The following is a 17,058-nucleotide window of genomic DNA, read 5'->3' on the forward strand; positions in this document are numbered from 1 at the left end:
AAGGCGGAGCACTAGGGCGCCTCAGTGAAAACTCGCAGACGGCAGGCCTACGCGAAACGTTGCGCCGTGTCCTTTTTCAGAGACAACCTCAATCATTCCACTGTGGTTCGCGCAGATGCGTCGACAAAGGGTAAGACCGATACCGGACCCATCGTAATCTGACGCATGGTGCAGACGGCTAAAAAGCTCAAAGATCTGAGGCTGGTTTTCCAGCTCTATGCCTATACCGTTGTCAGACACCTCGATCTGCGCCAGACCGGCGGAGGTATTGGGTTTTGCATGGATGCGCACCTTCGGCGTGTTGCCTGAAGGTTGAAACTTAATGCCGTTCGAAATCAGGTTCTGGAACAAGCAGCGCAGTTGCATGCGATTGCCGACGACCTGTGGCAGAGGGCCGAAGGAGACATCCGCACCATTGTGCTTGATCTCTCCCTGCAGGTCGTCCAGCAACTCTGTCATCAGATGGTTGAGGTCAATGGGCTCTTTGCCGACCCTCGCCCCCAATACTCTTGAGTACTCCAGAATATCCGTCATCTGATCCAACATGCGGTTGGCTGTCTTTTGGCTTTGTCGGAGCAGAAACAAGCCTTCGTCGTCCAGGCCACTGGCGTCGGCTTCAAGTTCCTGCAGCAGCAGGTTCAGCGTGCGGGCAGGGGATTTCAGATCATGGGCGACTGCATATGTAAACTCTCGTTGCTCGCGGTTGACCTGTTCCGCCTGCAGCAAGGCTGCTTTCATCTTGATTGCATCAGAAACGCAGGACGCGAGCTGCTGCATCAGCGCAAGCTCCTCGTCGCTCCACGCGCGAGGCTCGGTCTCGATCACGCAGAGGGCGCCGATGGGCTGCCCATCGGGCATGTGAACTGGGACGCCGAGATAGGCGATCACCCCAAGATCGGGAATCGCAAGGTTGCTGGAGACAAGCGGCATGGTACGCGCGTCTTCGACAACCAATGGCGCGTTGGCCGTTACAACATGTTGGCAAAAGGAATGTGACAGCGGGGTCTGCCGGCGACTGGCCCACGGTTCCGATAGCCCAAGGTGACTGGTGAAAAACTGGCGGTCGTTGGTGCGGTCAACCGTTGAGACCAATGAAACCGCCGCGCCAGTGATGCGCCTCGCCAATTGGGTGAGATTGTCGAATTCTGGTTGATCGTGTCCGTCAACAAGTTCGAGTTCGCTGAGATTGAATTTCTGCAAGGGGCTATCAGGCATGTTTTGCAAGGGACCTTTGTTTGATGCAGCAGAGTCGCATTGCGTAAAGATACCGTTAAGGGGCGCCTGTAGTGTCCTCTGTCATGCGCGGTTCCAGCGCGGAAGGTCGTGAAACTGGCGGGTGTGGACAAGAAAAGAGCGCCCGTTGGGCGCTCTTTCCAAATCACTCAGCTTGCTGTTAGCAGCTGTAATACATGCCGTATTCGACCGGGTGCGGGGTGTGCTCGTAGGTTTCCACCTCTTCCATCTTGAGCGCGATGTAGCCCTCGATCTGGTCTTTGGTGAAGACGTCACCCTGCAACAGGAAGTCGTGATCAGCCGCCAGGGACTCCAGCGCTTCACGCAGGGAGCCGCAGACGGTCGGGATGTCAGCCAGCTCTTCGGCGGGCAGATCATAGAGGTTCTTGTCCATGGCTTCGCCCGGATCAATCTTGTTCTTGATGCCGTCAAGGCCGGCCATCAGCAGGGCCGCAAACGCCAGGTAGGGGTTTGCTGCCGGATCGGGGAAGCGGGCCTCGACGCGCTTGGCTTTCGGGCTTTCGGTCCACGGAATACGCACGCAGCCGGAACGGTTACGGGCGGAGTAAGCGCGCAGAACGGGGGCTTCGAAGCCCGGGATCAGACGCTTGTAGGAGTTGGTGGACGGGTTGGTGAAGGCGTTCAGCGTTTTTGCGTGCTTCAGGATGCCGCCGATGAAGTACAGGGCTTCCTGCGACAGGTCCGCGTATTTGTCGCCTGCAAAGAGCGGCTTGCCGTCCTTCCAGATCGACATGTTGACGTGCATGCCGGTGCCGTTGTCGCCTGCGATGGGTTTCGGCATGAAGGTTGCCGATTTGCCGTAGGCGTGCGCGACGTTGTGGATCACGTATTTGTACTTCTGCAGCTCGTCCGCCTGTTTGGTCAGACTGTCAAAGATCAGGCCCAGCTCGTGCTGACAGGAGGCAACCTCGTGGTGGTGTTTGTCCACTTTCATGCCCAGACGTTTCATGGTCGAGAGCATTTCCGAACGCAGGTCTTGGGATTCGTCCACCGGGTTCACCGGGAAGTAGCCGCCCTTGACGCCGGGACGGTGACCCATGTTGCCGGTTTCATACTCGGCATCGGTGTTCCAGGACGCGTCAGTCGCATCAACTTCGTAGGAGACCTTGTTGATCGAGTTGGAAAAGCGCACATCGTCAAAGAGGAAGAATTCCGCTTCGGGGCCCATGTAGGCCACATCGCCGATGCCCGAGGATTTAAGGTAAGCTTCGGCCTTTTGTGCGGTGCCGCGCGGGTCACGCTCGTAGGCTTCGCCGGTGTCGGGTTCAACAACCGAGCAGTGGATGCAGATCGTCTTTTCCGCATAGAAGGGATCGACATAGGCGCTGTCGGTGTCGGGCATCAGTTTCATGTCGGAAGCCTCGATCGACTTCCAGCCTGCGATCGACGAGCCGTCGAACATGAAGCCTTCTTCCAGGAAGTCTTCATCGACCTGGTCGGCCATGATGGTGACATGCTGCAGCTTGCCGCGCGGGTCGGTGAAGCGGATGTCGACGTATTCGGCATCTTCTTCCTTGATCAGCTGAAGAACTGCGTCCTTGCTCATTTTGTTTCCTCTCCGTAAGAAAATCGGTGTTGCTGTATCGCACCTGCGTCGCGGCCCTGAGGCAGTCTTTGTTGCAGGCGGGGATATTTGGTTGTTAAAGCGCGTCTGGGCCGGTTTCGCCGGTCCGGATGCGGATCGCCTGCTCGACGGGGCTGACAAAGATCTTGCCGTCGCCAATCTTGTCGGTTTTTGCCGCGTTCACGATGGCTTCGATGGCGCCATCTACCTGGTCATCGTCCAGAACCACTTCGATCTTCACCTTGGGCAGGAAGTCCACCACATATTCTGCGCCGCGATAGAGTTCGGTGTGACCCTTCTGGCGGCCAAAGCCCTTGACTTCGATCACGGAAAGGCCCTGTACGCCAACATCCTGCAATGCCTCTTTCACCTCGTCCAGTTTGAACGGTTTGATGATGGCTTCGATCTTTTTCATCTCGGGGGCTCCTCACAACCTTGTCGAAGGTGGTCAGATCATTTCTAAATGCCGTGGACAATGGATACTGCTCAACTTGCCGGAAAATCAGCCTGCAAAACAGGCAGATGTGATTAAAAAATAATCTACGCGCCTAAAAACTGAGCGGTTTTGAATCGCAGGAGCCTGAAAGATGACCGAACTGCTGACCGCCGCCCAGATGCGCGCCATCGAACAGGCCGCCATCGAGTCAGGTGAGGTGACCGGCCTTGAGCTGATGGAGCGGGCAGGGCAGGGCGTCGTGGAGGCGATTTTCGAGGAATGGCCTGAGCTGGACACCCCCGGCAAAAGCGCTGTGGTGCTTTGCGGTCCCGGCAACAATGGCGGCGACGGGTTCGTTGTGGCGCGGCTGTTGAAAGCGCGCGGCTGGGAGGTGGAGGTGTTTCTCTACGGAGACCCGGCCAAGCTGCCGCCCGATGCGAAGGTGAATTATGAGCGGTGGCTGGAACTGGGGCCGGTAGGTGACATTCTTCGCGTTAGAGAGGTCAAGCTGCTCGGTGGACACAATAAAAAGACCCGGGTTTGGTCCGAAAAGCCATTGGCGCAATGGGATGACGTGGTGTTGATTGATGCCCTGTTCGGGACTGGAGTTAGTCGTCCGTTAGAAGAAGACCTCAGAGAGGTCATCAGGGACATCGAATTGCTATCAGGCGCAGAAAAGCGCGTGGCGATTGATGTGCCGAGCGGGTTACATTCTGACACCGGTGTGTTTGTTGACTTCGCGCCTTGCGAGTTGGACGAGATGTGGGAAGCAGTGGAGTTTGTTCCAATCGAGGCAAATCTCACGGTTACATTCCATCTTCCAAAACGCGGACAGGTGATGAGGGATGGTGTGAAGGCCTGCGGAAAGCTAGTGGTAAAGAGCATAGGGCTATGAACAACAAAAATTTGAAAGCGCCACTAGCTTCCACCCTCGAGCCATACTCTCTCGATGACCTGCCAGATCTAAGAAAGGTTTGCGGCCACAAATTCTCCCACGGTCACGCCCTGATCCTTTCGGGTGGTGCGGGCAAGACCGGCGCGGCGCGGCTGTCGGCGCGCGGCGCGCTTCGGATCGGGGCGGGGCTGGTGACGCTCGGCGTGCCACCTGGCGCCCAGCAGGAGGTCGCCTGCCAGATCACCGCGCTGATGCTGCAACGGGTGGCAGATGCTGAGGCTTTGGCAGAGGTTCTGGAAGATAGCCGCCTCAATGCCCTCTGCCTTGGCCCCGGAATGGGCCTTGATCGCGCGCGGGATCTTGTGCCTGCAGCCTTGGCGGCCAAGCGGGCAACCGTGCTGGATGCCGATGCGCTCTCGGCCTTTGGGGAGGCACCGGACGAGCTCTTTTCCATGCTGCATCAAAACTGCGTGCTGACGCCCCATGGCGGCGAATTTGCGCGGCTCTTCCCGGATATTGCCGAAAAACTGAACGCCCCCGCTACCAAAGGCCCGGCCTATTCCAAGGTGGACGCCACGCGCGAGGCTGCCGCGCGGGCGGGCTGTGTGGTACTGTTCAAGGGCGCCGATACGGTGATTGCAGCGCCGAATGGGCGCTGCTCGGTGAATTCCGCCCATTATGATCGCGCAGCGCCCTGGCTGGCGACCGCCGGGTCGGGCGATGTGCTGGCGGGTTTCATCACCGGTCTGCTGGCGCGGGGTTTTGCCCCGATGCAGGCGGCGGAAAGCGCCGCCTGGCTACATGTGGAATGCGCTCTGGAGTTCGGCCCCGGGCTGATCGCCGAGGACCTGCCGGAACAGATCCCCGCCGTCTTCCGCAAGCGTGGCCTTTAAGCTGCCGGGCGCAGATCCTTGCCTGCGGCCTGCGAGGTCGCGATTTCCATGCCATCGGCATAGATCACATGGGGGCGATCAAAGCTTAAGGTGCAGAGATCCAGCATCTGCAGACCCATGTCGCAGATGAACTCCCCGTCGATCAACTCGAACGCGGGGACGGCCGCCTGCGGCTGGCCATACATCGCCTTGGCGCGCCAATCGCGGATCAGAACTTTCTGGCTGAGCGGCAAGAGCAGGTCGCTGTCGGGGCGCGTATGCCCGAGCGATCCGGCGGTGAAGCGCACCGCATGCATCATGGCGCGGGAGCGGCGTACCCCTGAGAGGGGCGAAAACCCTTGCGTGCGCGTGATGACGTGATCGCCCGTTTTCAGGGTTTCAACGGCTTTCTCACCCTCGCGGGTCTGGACCAGGGTGCCCTTGATCAAGGCGACCGAGGTCTGTGCCTCGGCGCTGTTGGTCCGTTCACGGCGACTTTGCATGATGCGCGCAAGGATTTGCTGCGCAGGCGGATTCGCTTGCGTTTTCATGTGAGTTACTCGCTCTGCCTCGGTGTGCTTTTTGTTTTTCGCTATATTAGGCGCAACAGGGCGCGCAGGTCTGCGGGTTTTTGCATGCGTGTGGTAAAGGTCTGAAAACGATGTGTCATTCTTGCCGCAATGGATAGTTTCGGCAGATGTGCGATTTTCTCTCGCATCCGGTTGCGGGCTTTGCTATTGAGCGGCCCACACAGGCCCTGATGGGAATGTGTCGTGCGGGTGTGGCGGAATTGGTAGACGCACCAGATTTAGGTTCTGGCGCCGCAAGGCGTGGGGGTTCAAGTCCCTTCACCCGCACCACTTTCACTGGAAACGGAGGTCTTCTCTTCCGGGCAGCGAAAACCGTTCTTGGGAAAAGACGCTAAGATTGCGGTTGCGCGTTGATGGTTTCAATCCGAAACCGCGACCGGAAAGCTGAACTTGAAACACGTTCCGTGCCCCATGTCCGATTGAAGGTTCAGGGCACCTCCCCAGCTTTCTGCGACTTTCCTCGCGATTGCCAACCCAAGACCGCTTCCATCCCCCTTTTTTCGAGATTTCAGTTGGGCAAACGGTTCGAAGATGCGCTGGTGGAACTGCGGATCTATGCCTGGCCCGTTGTCCGCGATCAAAAAGACCGCGGTCTGATCTTGCATATGAGCTTCGATATGCACCTTCGGCGTGGCCTTGTCGCTGTGTTTGACGGCGTTGGATATGAGATGGGTGAAGCAGATCTCAAAATCCTCTGCCACAGCTTCGATCTGCGAAAGAGGCGGGGCGATGGAGATGTCGAACCGACCCTCAGGCACGTGCATGTCGGCAATTTCGGAGATCTTTGTCGGCACATCGATGATGGAGGGACTGGCTGCCGGGTCGGCGACGAGGGCATATTCCAGCAGACCAGCCAACATGCTTTCCATCAGGATCGTCTTGGTCGTGATAAGATCCAGATATTCGATCGCCCGTGAAGGGACGGTGCTGCCTTGCTCTTCGAATTCCTCGACGATCCACTCGGGCAGTGTTTTCATGGCACGCAGCGGCGCACGCAGATCATGTCCGATTTTGTGCGCTATGAGGTTCATGTCCGCCCGGGTCTGAGCGCAGCTTGTGCATTCATCGGCTCTTGTCATGGCGGCACGTAACATGGCGCGACTGTCCTTGTCGTGAGGCGCGTTGTGGCCTTGGCTGACAGGATCCGCGTGCAGCTTGCTGACGTTCAAAGAGGCGCGCGATTGGGGGCTTTGCGGTTGGCCGGAAGGGCATTCAGCAGTTGTGCAGGGCCGTCTCGGATCAAACATGGGGATGGGGGTCTTTTCCCATTTGCGGTGCGAGGATTTCGGTTATGAGGTGCGGCTTCAAATCTGATTTCGTCACGATGCGTCTCACACCTGCGGCGCTTGCCTTGTCCCACATGAAAGGCGAGGGCCAATCGGATACGATGATGATAGGGATTTCTGACCAGTTCGCGGAGTGAGCCAATTCCATTGCGAAATCAGCTCCCTTTCCATCCGGCAAGGCATTGTCGAGCAGGATGAGGGATATTGGTTCCGCCCTGACGGCTGACCTCGCTTCCTGCAAGGTGCTGACAACCTTGATCGTGATGCCGCTCACCGCAAGCCGCGTGATGCGATAGATCATCTTCTTGTCGAAACTGTCATCCTCAACAATGAGACACTTTGGCGGCCTTTCTTCGAGTCTTACATGACCCATACTGGTACCCCACATGTTCCACAGTGAACTGTTTGGCTTGTACGAACTGACCGACTGCAAGCCCTGATTGAGGTTTCACGAAGACTGTAAAGATAACCTTAAGGGTAAATATTTGTATAATTGGTAGCGGTCGGGCTTCTGGGCAAAAGTCATGAACCAACTGGCTTTTGGGGTTGATGCGTGCAGCCTGCCCATTTGTGCGCAGCGGGTTTGATCTTGGGCACATGATCAGGACATCTGGAAATTCCTGATCCTGCGGGTTCCTCCCCCAAGCGTCTCATCCTAGCTAAATGCCGGACGCCCATGCAGGTTTGGTGTATCAACGCGTCATTAACCGGCTGCAATCTATGAATGATCGGATATCGAACAGGGGAGGATGGGCGGAGCGCGCCCAACGGATTTGATCCATGGAACAGGAAGTTGCAAATCGCCGCAGGCCGAGGTCGGAAGTCACTCCGCAGATCGAGGATGGCGGGCTGTTCAAACATGAGCTTCAGGATGTGTCGGTTGATCTGAACCCGGTCTTTGGAAACAACAGTCGCGGGGATCTTCTGATCAAAGGAATTGCACGCCCTGACAAGGAGGTGGAAGTCGTTTTTCCCGGTCGGCGTCTGACGGATGCTGCGGACCTCTATGAGCGTGTCAAGCAGTTGGGATTGGCGCGGGGCCCGCGTGCGCGGTTTCAGGTCAATATCCGGGGCAACTGGCGTTTGCGCTTTGCGCCGGACGAGAGCGGCTGGGGCGTCAAGAGCTACCAGCTTTTGGCGGCGCAATGGGCGTATTTCGACGACGAAGGGGAGCCTATCCTTTGCGGCTGTCCTCCGGTGCGTAGTCCAAACCATATCATGGACCGCGCCCGCGCGGCCCGCGCCGTGCAACTCGCCCAGGCCAAAGCGATGGCCGAAGGCGGGTACCAGCAGCAGGCCTGATCAGGTCAATCTGCTGTATCGCGCTGTGCCACGATGTCGGCCAGTTCCCCAAAGCGATCAAACCGCACGCTGTGCCTCAGTTCATGAACTGCTGTTTTCCGGTAGCCCTCTGTAAAGAGGGCGAAGGGCACCTTCGCGGCCTCTGCCGTTGCTGCGTCCACTTCACTGTCTCCGACAAAAAGGAGCGCTTCAGTCTCCAGTTCCCTGATGGCTGCAAGAAGCGGCGCTGGGTGAGGCTTTTTGACGTCGAGGGTGTCTCCGCCAATGACCACATCGAAGATGGGGGACAACTTTAGAGCCTCGAGGATCTCAATGGCAGGCGCGTAAGGTTTGTTGGTGCAAAGACCCAGTCTGTATCCTCTTGAGTGCAGCGTGTGCAGGCATTCAAGAACGCCCGGGTAGGGTCGCGAAAAGGTGGCCGGATGCGCCATGTAGTGTTCAAACATCCGGGCCTGAATGATGTCTTCCTTTTGAGTGGGAATGCCGCGTGCCGCCATGACAAGGCGAACGAGGTGCGGGAACCCGTTGCCGATAAAGCTCGTGATCTCGACCAGGGACAGCGGGGCGAGGCCAAGCGCCGCTAGCGTGCTGTTGGCGGCTGCACGAATGTCCGGGGCGCTGTCGATCAGCGTTCCATCCAGATCGAAGATGACAGCTTTGCTCATGCCAGCTCTCTCCATTTGACCCATTGCCGAATTGCGTAGTCTTCGCACTGCAAGCAAGGCACGCCGGTCGGTGCGTCACGTCGTGGGCAGGGCAGGGGGCGCGCACGCCCCCTAGCATAAGCAGGGCAAACTCACACAGCCAGCGCGCCACTGTTGTAGCGTTTTGCCATTTCATCAAGATCAATGGGCACGATCTTGGAGGCGTTGCCGGCCGTCCCAAACCGTTCGAACCGGTCTAGGCAAAGCTTCTCCATTTCTTCCATCGCGGGGATGGTAAACTTCCGGGGATCGAATTCGGTCGGATTTTCCTGCGCCACCTTGCGGAACTGGCCGGTGATGGCCATGCGGTTGTCGGTATCGATATTGACCTTGCGCACGCCCGATTTGATGCCCCGCTCGATCTCTTCGACAGGTACGCCATAGGTCTGGGGAATCTCTCCGCCAAACTCATTGATCAGGTCCTGAAGATACTGCGGCACCGAGGAGGAACCGTGCATCACCAGATGGACATTGGGGATTTTGGCGTGAATCGCTTCGATCTGACTGATCGCCAGGATATCGCCGGTGGGCTTGCGGCTGAACTTGTAGGCGCCGTGGCTGGTGCCGCAGGCGATGGCAAGGGCATCCACTTGTGTTCTTGCCACGAAATCCTTCGCCTGATCGGGATCGGTCAGAAGCTGTTCCTGGGTGAGCTTGCCAACGGCGCCGGAGCCATCCTCTTCTCCTGCTTCGCCGGTCTCCAGCGAGCCGAGAACGCCCAGCTCCCCTTCAACCGAGGCGCCGACCCAATGGGCCATGCGCGAGACGCGTTCCGTGATCTCGACGTTGTATTCATAGGACGCGGGCGTTTTCATGTCCGCCTCCAGCGAGCCGTCCATCATTACGCTGGTGAAGCCATGACGGATGGCGGACAGGCAGGTCTGCTCGTTGTTGCCGTGATCCTGATGCATGCAGATCGGGATCTGAGGATACATTTCCACCAGCGCCTGGATCAGGTGCCGCAGCATGACATCACCCGCGTAAGAGCGCGCGCCGCGGCTGGCCTGCAGGATCACCGGGCTGTCGCATTTCGCAGCGGCCTTCAGGATCGCAAGACCCTGCTCCATATTGTTGATGTTGAAGGCGGGCACGCCGTAGCCGTGCTCGGCGGCATGGTCCAGCAGTTGACGAAGAGTGATAAGTGCCATGATTACCTCTTGGGCCGATATCTGGCCGCTTCTGCCGCGCTGGGCTGCCGCAGAGCATCATGCCCTCCGATGGCTCCAGAACGGCTCCTCTGGTGGAAAAGTGATATGTGAGTGCGCCGGATACACCGGCCTTGTAACGGGCCGCAACCCTTTCAGGACCGCCTGCGGCAATTGCGAACATGCCGGGCAGGGCAGGTCGCTGCAGCAGCCTTTGACTGATGGCCGGGTCGTGAAGTCGAAGTGGCAGCCTTTCGAACGCCGTGAGTGTCCCATGCTTTAGGGCCGTCATAAAGGAAGTGAGTGCCGCTTCGGCGCCATGGGCGAATACTTCGCAAAATGACAAGCTCGGCGCGACGGCATTTAGCCTGTTTTTACCGAATCTGATCAGCCTGTTTGTGTGGATCAGCCAAGGGGAATTTCTGAATGCATGCGGCTCTGCCAGAAACAAGATGTCTGCCAAAAGCCGAACCTGCTAAAGAGCGGCGGCAACAGGGCATTCCGCGAAACCACGACAGGAACAACGTCATATCGTTTGTGGATAAGGCCAGGCCCGCTGGTCAATCAGCGCTGGGGCAGATCGACAACGTGTTCGCCCATTATGACCTCTTGGCCATTTCGCCTCGCAAGATCGATGAATTGGCTCAGGACCTTCTCAACGCGGGGTATGAGGATACCCAGTTCGTTGCGATGCTGTCGGCAACTGGTCTGAGATTTCTTTCAAAGATTGGGAAGCACTATGCCGAACAGGGCTACCGTGTGACCGTCCATGATGAGGATGCAAAACTCGATCTGCTGCAAATCAGTCGTGATCAGCTGACGATCAAAAAAATGCTCGGTCAGCCGACGCTGGCACTGGAGGATTTCATTTCCAAACTTGAGAGCATTCAGGTCGAAAAGCCCTGACCCGCAACGCGGGTCCGGGGTCTGCGAGCAGTTGTTCAACGGTAGATGTCGCGAACGGCGCCATACCGGATGGCGCCGCGCCGTTGCGACCCGATCAGTGCAATCACATAGCCATCTTCACAAACAATTGCGTATTCGAGCGGCGAAGTTGACGTGATCGGGCGTTTCACTCTTCACGAATATGGGAGGGCGCGTGATGAGTTCTGCATCTGCTGCAATGCAGCTTTGCTTGCGGCGCATGCGCTGTGTGATCTGCTTTATATAACAAATGCCAAAAGCCGTTAAGAGTGCGGAAAGCTGGAGGGGATTGGCAATAATCTGCCCAGTTTTCTAGGCGGTCCCAGACTGTCAGCGCGAACAAAAATTCAAGAGTGCTGCGGCGATTGCGCCAGACCTATCTTTAGGTTGCAGTCGCAGGAAAGGGGCTGCCGTGCCGTACGGAAATGTCAGGAGACACCTTTGATGAAACCGAAATTCGCAAGCAGAGCCCTTGTGGCTTCCGTTGCTGCAACACTCGCAGCGCCCGCCTTCGCCGGTCCGACCTATGAGAACGACACCGGCGGTTCCTTCAGCTGGTATGGTCAGTTCAACCCGGCCTTCCAGTACTATGACGATGGCGCCGAAACCTAAGACCGTCTGGTTGACAACACCGGATCCAACTCGCGCATCGGCTTCTGGCTGAAGCAGGCCTATGGCGAGAACACTCTGACCTTCCGGTTTGAAACGGCTTTCGGCCTGCGCGCATCCGATGGCGTAAGCCAGACAACCACGGGTGACAGCCTCAGCTGGACCCGTACCAACATTCGCCATGTGGACTTCCAGTTCGACACGGCACGCTATGGCAGGTTCTCTGCAGGTCAGGGCTCCATGGCGTCTGACGGGATCGCAGGCAGCGACGCGTCGGGTACCGGCGTCGTGGCGGGCGTTGCGGTCGCGGACCCAGCGGGCGGCTATGCCTTCCGCACCGCGGGTGGTGGCTTGAGTGGCGTGTCGGTCAGCGATGCCTTCACCGACTATGACGGTGGCCGCCTGGGCCGTGTGCGCTACGATTCGGCCGACTTTGGCGGTTTCACCTTCTCGGCGTCCTATGGGACCGATATCCTGAAAACCAACAATGACCGTGAAACCTATGATATCGCGGTGCGCTATGGCAGCGAATTCGGCGATCTTGCCGTTGATGCGGCTTTGGGGGCGGCATGGACCGAAGAGACTGGCAAGGCAGACACGCGCGACGTGGTCGGCTCCTTCTCGGTTGCGCACAAGCCCACAGGCCTGTCGCTGTCCGTTGCCGCAGGTGAGCGTGATATCGCGGGCAGCTATGCCTATGCCAAGCTGGGCTATAGCGCCAATTTGATCGCTGCCGGCACGACATCCTTCTCGGTCGATTACTATGACGGCTCTGACATGGTGTCCGCAGGTGACTCGGCGGAGTCCTGGGGCGTTGCTGCGGTTCAGAAAATCGACAAGTACAACGTCGAGGCGTACGTCGCCTATCGCGATTACTCCTACTCGGATACCTCCGCGACCCAGTATCAGGACAGCAACGTGATCCTGGCTGGCGCGCGCTGGAAGTTCTGAGCCCCAATTCAGCATGACACAATCAAGACACGCCCCTTTGCGGGGGCGTGTTTTTGTTTCCGGCGCCCCCTGACGAGACGGAAACAGGCAGAAAACCTGCCCATTGTGACGGGGAAGCGGGCAATGCCCCTTGCACCGAAGGCCCGAGCCAAATAGAAGGCCTCAAATTGTCTGGGGGCGGAGCCTGCGCGCGCGCCCCGAATCTCTATGGGGTATAGGATGCAGGTCACCGAGACGCTGAACGAAGGTCTGAAACGCGGCTACGCCATCACTGTCACAGCTGCCGAGCTGGACGAGAAGGTCAAGGAAAAGCTGGTTGAGGCACAGCCCGAAATCGAAATGAAGGGTTTCCGCAAAGGCAAGGTGCCGATGGCCCTGCTGCGCAAGCAATTTGGCCAGCGCCTCTTGGGCGAAGTCATGCAGGAAACCATCGACGGCGCAATGAACAAGCACTTCGAAGACAGCGGCGATCGCCCTGCGCTGCAGCCCGAAGTGAAGATGACCAACGAAGACTGGAAAGAGGGCGACGACGTCAACGTCGAAATGTCCTATGAGGCTCTGCCCGAGATCCCCGAAGTGGATCTGTCCGTGATCTCCGTTGAAAAGCTGGTTGTCAAAGCCGAGGACGAAGCGGTCGAAGAAGCGCTGAACAATCTTGCCGAAACCGCCAAGGACTTTGAGGCGCGCGACGAAGGCGCAGCCTCTGAAGATGGCGACCAGGTTGTCATCAATTTCGTGGGCAAGGTCGACGGCGAAGCCTTCGGTGGTGGCTCTGCCGAAGACTACCCGCTGGTCTTGGGCTCCAACTCCTTTATCCCCGGCTTCGAAGAGCAGCTGGTCGGCGTGAAGGCGGGTGAAGAAAAAGACGTAACCGTCACCTTCCCCGAAGACTACCAGGCCGAAAACCTGGCAGGTAAGGATGCCGTGTTCTCCTGCACCGTGAAAGAGGTGAAAGCCCCCAAAGCGGCCGAGATCGACGACGAGCTGGCCAAGAAATTCGGTGCCGAGGATCTGGAAGCCCTCAAAGGCCAGATCCGTGAGCGTCTGGAGGCCGAATACGCCGGTGCCGCCCGCGCCGTGATGAAGCGCGCAACCCTCGACAAGCTGGACGAACTGGTCTCCTTTGATCTGCCGCCGTCGCTGGTCGAAGCGGAAGCCAAAGACATCGCGCACCAGCTGTGGCATGAGGATAACCCCGAGGTTCAGGATCACAACCACGGTGAGATCGAAACCACCGAGGAGCACAGCAAGCTGGCGGAGCGCCGCGTGCGTCTGGGTCTGCTGCTCGCCAACTTGGGCGAAAAGGCTGAGGTTGAAGTGTCGGACGCCGAAATGACCCAAGCCATCATGGCGCAGGCTCGCCAGTACCCGGGTCAGGAGCGTCAGTTCTTCGAGTTCATCCAGCAGAACGCCCAGATGCAGCAGCAGCTGCGCGCGCCGATCTTTGAAGACAAGGTCATCGACTATGTCTTTGAACAGGCGACTGTGGAAGAAAAAGAGGTCTCCAAAGAAGACCTGCAGAAAGCTGTTGAGGCGCTGGACGAAGAATAACTCGTCCCTTCCTCTGCAAGACAAAAAAGGCCGCTCAAATGAGCGGCCTTTTTTACGACGCGGTGGTCGTTCAGGGCCTTAGGCCTGTCTCTTTGAGCATCCCGCGCCGCTTGGCCTCGTAGTAGTATCCGCGCGAGTAGTGTTTGACCGCTGTCGCCTCGTTCTCATCTGAAAGGAGCCAAGCCCCCCGCAGGTACTTCACGGCGAACTCCAGATTGGTGTCCGCATCCAGCAGATCCTCAGGGTTGCCACGGAATCCCATAGACCGCGCCGTGGCTGGTAGGATCTGTAATAACCCGTAGTAGGGGCGGTTAATCGCCCACGGGCGATGGGTGCTCTCCCGCACGGCCAGACGATGCACCAGCGTGCGCGGAACCTCGTAATGATCAGCCCAGTAGTTGATTTTCTGGCGCAACTCGGGTGTTTCGTTTGGGTAGAGCGGAGGTGAATAGCGGGTCACGGCAGCGGTCGGTTGGCTGCAGCCAGCCATCAACAGAGCACAGCCCGAGTACAAAAGAATGTCACGCCTTCTTTGCATGGAGGAGGCTTCCTTCGTGTATCTGGTCGGGAGCACAGTAGGAGCGCTGCTCTATGGCCTCAATCCGCGATCCTCAGAGAGCCAGGGCTTCGGCGAAAGCTCTCCGGTCGTCGGCGGATCTTTTCCTATGAGGGCGGGCTGGGGACCCGGATTGGCGAAAGTGCCTACAATTCTATTTTCTAACGATTTGTTCACATTCGAGCAAAATGCGAAAAAGGTGGCACATTGAGGCACCAATCCCTCAGAAGGGTCGCTCCGCTTTCGCCTGCGGTTCGACCCTGAGCCAGAGCAGTAGGGGCCGCGCCTGTTTCCCACATTTCGCGGCCCCATCTGATCTGTCTTTTTCAACGGTCGTCAGCCGGTCACCGGGTGCCCGCGGTTTTGCATGCAGCGCACCAGATAATCACGCTGGGCCTGCTTGACCTGAATATCCCCCACAGCGGCCCCGGCCATGGCACCTGCAATGGCACCAACGAGCGCCTTGTCGCTGTTTTCTGTTGCCCCTACGAGCGCACCGCCAGCACCGCCCAATGCGGCGCTCTTGCCGATGTGACCCTGTCCGATTTGTTGTGCCTGGGCCTGACACTGGGCAAGATCCGTCTGATAGGTCGGGCCAGGCGTTCCGGCCAGGGAAAGTGGGGCGTCAACTGGCGGCGTATCGCAGCCTGCAAGTGTAGCGGCGCAGAGGCCTGCTATGGCGAGGGATCGAACCATCATTCTCGGTTTCCTTTGTCAAAACGCGCGTCCATTATTGTGATGCTACGATTGGCAGCTTCGGCATTCCAGTGGGAAGAGTGAGGGGTTTGCGTCACGGCAGGAACGTGCCTGACCATGACTGCATGGTGCTTTGGGTACATGGTGCTTTGATCTTGCCGGGCACACAGCTATGCTTCTTGCGGACTGTCGATAAGGGGTTTTTGATGCGGTGTGTTCGACAGCTATTCGGTTTTGCCTTCATCTTTATGGCTTTGTTACAGCCTGCTGCGTCATCCGAGCCGGATATTGAAACGGCTGACCTTTCCCGTGAAGAGCTGGTGGCGCGTATCATTGCCGCCGGGACGTCCGCCTCCGACGGGCGCCGCACAGGGGTTGAGATCAATGGCTGTATGGTCACCACCTTTGCGCATGAACCGTACAAGGATTTGGGCTGGGTGTTGCATACCTTATTCGAATTCGACTTGGGATTTGTTAGGGTAAGCCCATCGCGTGAGGGCGATCCGAGCATGTTTGTCGAGGCCAACTCCATCAACCCCAGTATGGCCTTGGTGGTTTTTGAGGCGATCTCACCTTATAAGATCCCCCGAGAAATTCCTGCCTACAGAGAGCCGAAAAACCCAGTCCGGCGTTCGGATCGGGAGGGGCCTATCGAATATTTTTTTACGGAAACCGACGATTTTCTGGTTGTGATGGAGAATATCAGTGGTCCGGATCAAGGTCGTGACTTTGCTACAGGCCTGATGCGGTTGCGCGATGAATACTGTCTGCCGACCCCGTCTTGATAAGTCCCGCATGAAAAAGGCCGCACCCGATCAGGCGCGGCCTTTCTGTTTGTCTGTCGGATCCGAACAGGATCAGGCGTTGGTTTCTTCTTCGCCTTCCGCTGCCGGAGCAGCGTCGCCCTCGTCGTCGTCCGATGCGGCAGAACCGATATCGTCAAACAGCTCGGAGATTTCGAATTCCGCAGCGGCTTCCTCTTCGGCGGCCAGCTCCTGGATGGATTTGCCGGAGGCCTGCAATTCAGCTTCTTCCTGCGAACGGGCCACGTTCAGGCTGATGGTCACCATCACTTCAGGGTGCAGGTGAACTTCGGCTTCGTGCAGACCAAGGGTTTTGATCGGCTCGCGAATGATGACCTGCTTGCGGTCCACGGAGAAGCCTTCTTCGGTAGCAACATCAGCTGCGTCACGCGGGGTGACAGAGCCGTAGAGGTTGCCGCCATCGGAGGCGGAGCGAATCACGATGAACTGCTGGCCACCCAGCTTTTCGCCCAGAGCCTCTGCTTCTTTCTTGGTCTCCAGGTTGCGCGCTTCAAGCTGCGCTTTCTGAGATTCGAAAGCTGCGATGTTGGCTTCGGATGCGGTCTTCGCCTTGCCCTGGGGCAGGAGGAAGTTGCGTGCGTAACCGGGCTTGACGTCTACGACGTCGCCCATCTGGCCCAGCTTGGCCACACGTTCAAGAAGGATAACTTGCATGTCGAGGTCTCCTTACTTCACGGCGTAGGGCAGCAGGGCGAGGAAGCGGGCGCGCTTGATGGCGCGGGCCAGTTCACGCTGCTTTTTTGCCGAAACGGCGGTGATGCGGGACGGAACGATCTTGCCGCGCTCAGAGATGTAGCGCTGCAGAAGACGGGTGTCTTTGTAATCGATCTTCGGCGCGTTGTCGCCCGAGAAGGGGCAAACTTTGCGACGGCGGAAAAACGGTTTGGCTGCCATGGTTT

General features: G+C 58.1%; 16 protein-coding genes, 1 tRNA gene and 2 pseudogenes. 7 read left to right on the forward strand and 12 right to left on the reverse strand.

Annotated features, from left to right (window positions below):
- Positions 1-21: 21 nt before the first annotated feature.
- From INS80_RS15045 to INS80_RS15055, 3 genes are all read right to left on the reverse strand, one after another.
- On the reverse strand, positions 22-1,215 hold the full coding sequence (locus INS80_RS15045) for a sensor histidine kinase (RefSeq protein ID WP_192966413.1): 1,194 nt from the start codon (positions 1,213-1,215) through the stop codon (positions 22-24).
- Between the two features lie 178 nt (positions 1,216-1,393).
- The gene (gene glnA / locus INS80_RS15050; protein WP_192966414.1) at positions 1,394-2,800 is read right to left on the reverse strand and encodes a type I glutamate--ammonia ligase; all 1,407 of its coding nucleotides are present in this window, start codon (positions 2,798-2,800) and stop codon (positions 1,394-1,396) included.
- A 94-nt stretch (positions 2,801-2,894) separates the two neighbouring features.
- The gene (locus tag INS80_RS15055) at positions 2,895-3,233 is read right to left on the reverse strand and encodes a P-II family nitrogen regulator (protein ID WP_192966415.1); all 339 of its coding nucleotides are present in this window, start codon (positions 3,231-3,233) and stop codon (positions 2,895-2,897) included.
- A gap of 172 nt (positions 3,234-3,405) precedes the next feature.
- Here INS80_RS15055 and INS80_RS15060 point away from each other — a divergent pair.
- Positions 3,406-5,042, forward strand: a pseudogene (locus INS80_RS15060) (NAD(P)H-hydrate dehydratase).
- Here INS80_RS15060 and INS80_RS15065 read toward each other — a convergent pair.
- Positions 5,039-5,572 carry a Hint domain-containing protein gene (locus INS80_RS15065; RefSeq protein ID WP_226892636.1) on the reverse strand — a complete coding sequence of 178 codons (534 nt, stop codon included), beginning with the start codon at positions 5,570-5,572 and terminating at the stop codon, positions 5,039-5,041. The pseudogene INS80_RS15060 and the gene INS80_RS15065 sit on opposite strands and share 4 nt — an antisense overlap.
- Before the next feature lie 224 nt (positions 5,573-5,796).
- Here INS80_RS15065 and INS80_RS15070 point away from each other — a divergent pair.
- Positions 5,797-5,881 (forward strand) — tRNA-Leu (locus INS80_RS15070).
- Between the two features lie 89 nt (positions 5,882-5,970).
- On the opposite strand, the gene INS80_RS15075 is transcribed toward INS80_RS15070, so the two are convergent.
- Together INS80_RS15075 and INS80_RS15080 are read right to left on the reverse strand one after the other, a co-directional pair.
- Entirely contained in the window at positions 5,971-6,642 is a 672-nt protein-coding gene (locus tag INS80_RS15075) for a sensor histidine kinase (protein WP_192966416.1), read from the reverse strand.
- Positions 6,643-6,850: 208 nt separating this feature from the next.
- Positions 6,851-7,285 carry a response regulator gene (locus INS80_RS15080; RefSeq protein ID WP_369411442.1) on the reverse strand — a complete coding sequence of 145 codons (435 nt, stop codon included), beginning with the start codon at positions 7,283-7,285 and terminating at the stop codon, positions 6,851-6,853.
- A 392-nt stretch (positions 7,286-7,677) separates the two neighbouring features.
- Between INS80_RS15080 and INS80_RS15085 the strand changes: the two genes are divergently transcribed.
- On the forward strand, positions 7,678-8,199 hold the full coding sequence (locus INS80_RS15085) for a hypothetical protein (RefSeq protein ID WP_192966417.1): 522 nt from the start codon (positions 7,678-7,680) through the stop codon (positions 8,197-8,199).
- A gap of 5 nt (positions 8,200-8,204) precedes the next feature.
- On the opposite strand, the gene gph is transcribed toward INS80_RS15085, so the two are convergent.
- Both gph and fba read right to left on the reverse strand, forming a co-directional pair.
- Positions 8,205-8,864, reverse strand: coding sequence for a phosphoglycolate phosphatase (gene gph, locus INS80_RS15090; RefSeq protein ID WP_192966418.1), 660 nt, complete (start codon positions 8,862-8,864; stop codon positions 8,205-8,207).
- Positions 8,865-8,995: 131 nt separating this feature from the next.
- Complete coding sequence (gene fba / locus INS80_RS15095) at positions 8,996-10,051, reverse strand: class II fructose-bisphosphate aldolase (protein ID WP_192966419.1); 1,056 nt, start codon at positions 10,049-10,051, stop codon at positions 8,996-8,998.
- Between the two features lie 423 nt (positions 10,052-10,474).
- Between fba and INS80_RS15100 the strand changes: the two genes are divergently transcribed.
- From INS80_RS15100 to tig, 3 genes and pseudogenes are all read left to right on the forward strand, one after another.
- Positions 10,475-10,954 (forward strand): hypothetical protein, encoded by a 480-nt coding sequence (locus INS80_RS15100; protein ID WP_192966420.1) that lies wholly within the window; start codon positions 10,475-10,477, stop codon positions 10,952-10,954.
- A 462-nt stretch (positions 10,955-11,416) separates the two neighbouring features.
- Positions 11,417-12,532 (forward strand): annotated as a pseudogene (locus INS80_RS15105) (porin).
- A 219-nt stretch (positions 12,533-12,751) separates the two neighbouring features.
- Positions 12,752-14,083, forward strand: a complete 1,332-nt coding sequence (tig, locus tag INS80_RS15110; protein ID WP_192966421.1) for a trigger factor — start codon at positions 12,752-12,754, stop codon at positions 14,081-14,083.
- Between the two features lie 70 nt (positions 14,084-14,153).
- Here the strand turns inward: tig and INS80_RS15115 are convergent, their stop codons facing one another.
- Both INS80_RS15115 and INS80_RS15120 read right to left on the reverse strand, forming a co-directional pair.
- Positions 14,154-14,573 (reverse strand): transglycosylase SLT domain-containing protein, encoded by a 420-nt coding sequence (locus INS80_RS15115; protein ID WP_226892797.1) that lies wholly within the window; start codon positions 14,571-14,573, stop codon positions 14,154-14,156.
- A 402-nt stretch (positions 14,574-14,975) separates the two neighbouring features.
- The gene (locus INS80_RS15120) at positions 14,976-15,338 is read right to left on the reverse strand and encodes a hypothetical protein (protein ID WP_192966423.1); all 363 of its coding nucleotides are present in this window, start codon (positions 15,336-15,338) and stop codon (positions 14,976-14,978) included.
- Positions 15,339-15,442: 104 nt separating this feature from the next.
- Here INS80_RS15120 and INS80_RS15125 point away from each other — a divergent pair, with 104 nt between their 5' ends.
- The gene (locus INS80_RS15125; RefSeq protein WP_192966424.1) at positions 15,443-16,120 is read left to right on the forward strand and encodes a hypothetical protein; all 678 of its coding nucleotides are present in this window, start codon (positions 15,443-15,445) and stop codon (positions 16,118-16,120) included.
- A gap of 72 nt (positions 16,121-16,192) precedes the next feature.
- Here the strand turns inward: INS80_RS15125 and rplI are convergent, their stop codons facing one another.
- A complete protein-coding gene (gene rplI, locus INS80_RS15130) occupies positions 16,193-16,813 on the reverse strand; it encodes a 50S ribosomal protein L9 (protein WP_192966425.1) in 621 nt (206 codons plus the stop codon).
- Positions 16,814-16,825: 12 nt separating this feature from the next.
- Positions 16,826-17,053: a 30S ribosomal protein S18 gene (gene rpsR / locus INS80_RS15135; RefSeq protein ID WP_005982441.1), complete on the reverse strand. Its 228-nt coding sequence runs from the start codon at positions 17,051-17,053 to the stop codon at positions 16,826-16,828.
- Positions 17,054-17,058: the final 5 nt, after the last annotated feature.

This window comes from Phycobacter azelaicus (assembly GCF_014884385.1).
GTDB lineage: Bacteria > Pseudomonadota > Alphaproteobacteria > Rhodobacterales > Rhodobacteraceae > Phycobacter > Phycobacter azelaicus.

What these genes read in the sequence shown, in the direction of transcription:
- INS80_RS15055 (WP_192966415.1), bottom strand. Translation starts at nt 3,233, where the DNA reads ATGAAAAAGATCGAAGCCATCATCAAACCGTTCAAACTGGACGAGGTG.
- fba (WP_192966419.1), bottom strand. Translation starts at nt 10,051, where the DNA reads ATGGCACTTATCACTCTTCGTCAACTGCTGGACCATGCCGCCGAGCAC.
- INS80_RS15065 (WP_226892636.1), bottom strand. Translation starts at nt 5,572, where the DNA reads ATGAAAACGCAAGCGAATCCGCCTGCGCAGCAAATCCTTGCGCGCATC.
- INS80_RS15120 (WP_192966423.1), bottom strand. Translation starts at nt 15,338, where the DNA reads ATGATGGTTCGATCCCTCGCCATAGCAGGCCTCTGCGCCGCTACACTT.
- INS80_RS15045 (WP_192966413.1), bottom strand. Translation starts at nt 1,215, where the DNA reads ATGCCTGATAGCCCCTTGCAGAAATTCAATCTCAGCGAACTCGAACTT.
- INS80_RS15115 (WP_226892797.1), bottom strand. Translation starts at nt 14,573, where the DNA reads ATGGCTGGCTGCAGCCAACCGACCGCTGCCGTGACCCGCTATTCACCT.
- INS80_RS15075 (WP_192966416.1), bottom strand. Translation starts at nt 6,642, where the DNA reads ATGAACCTCATAGCGCACAAAATCGGACATGATCTGCGTGCGCCGCTG.
- rplI (WP_192966425.1), bottom strand. Translation starts at nt 16,813, where the DNA reads ATGCAAGTTATCCTTCTTGAACGTGTGGCCAAGCTGGGCCAGATGGGC.
- INS80_RS15085 (WP_192966417.1), top strand. Translation starts at nt 7,678, where the DNA reads ATGGAACAGGAAGTTGCAAATCGCCGCAGGCCGAGGTCGGAAGTCACT.
- INS80_RS15080 (WP_369411442.1), bottom strand. Translation starts at nt 7,285, where the DNA reads ATGTGGGGTACCAGTATGGGTCATGTAAGACTCGAAGAAAGGCCGCCA.
- glnA (WP_192966414.1), bottom strand. Translation starts at nt 2,800, where the DNA reads ATGAGCAAGGACGCAGTTCTTCAGCTGATCAAGGAAGAAGATGCCGAA.
- INS80_RS15100 (WP_192966420.1), top strand. Translation starts at nt 10,475, where the DNA reads ATGCATGCGGCTCTGCCAGAAACAAGATGTCTGCCAAAAGCCGAACCT.
- rpsR (WP_005982441.1), bottom strand. Translation starts at nt 17,053, where the DNA reads ATGGCAGCCAAACCGTTTTTCCGCCGTCGCAAAGTTTGCCCCTTCTCG.
- tig (WP_192966421.1), top strand. Translation starts at nt 12,752, where the DNA reads ATGCAGGTCACCGAGACGCTGAACGAAGGTCTGAAACGCGGCTACGCC.
- gph (WP_192966418.1), bottom strand. Translation starts at nt 8,864, where the DNA reads ATGAGCAAAGCTGTCATCTTCGATCTGGATGGAACGCTGATCGACAGC.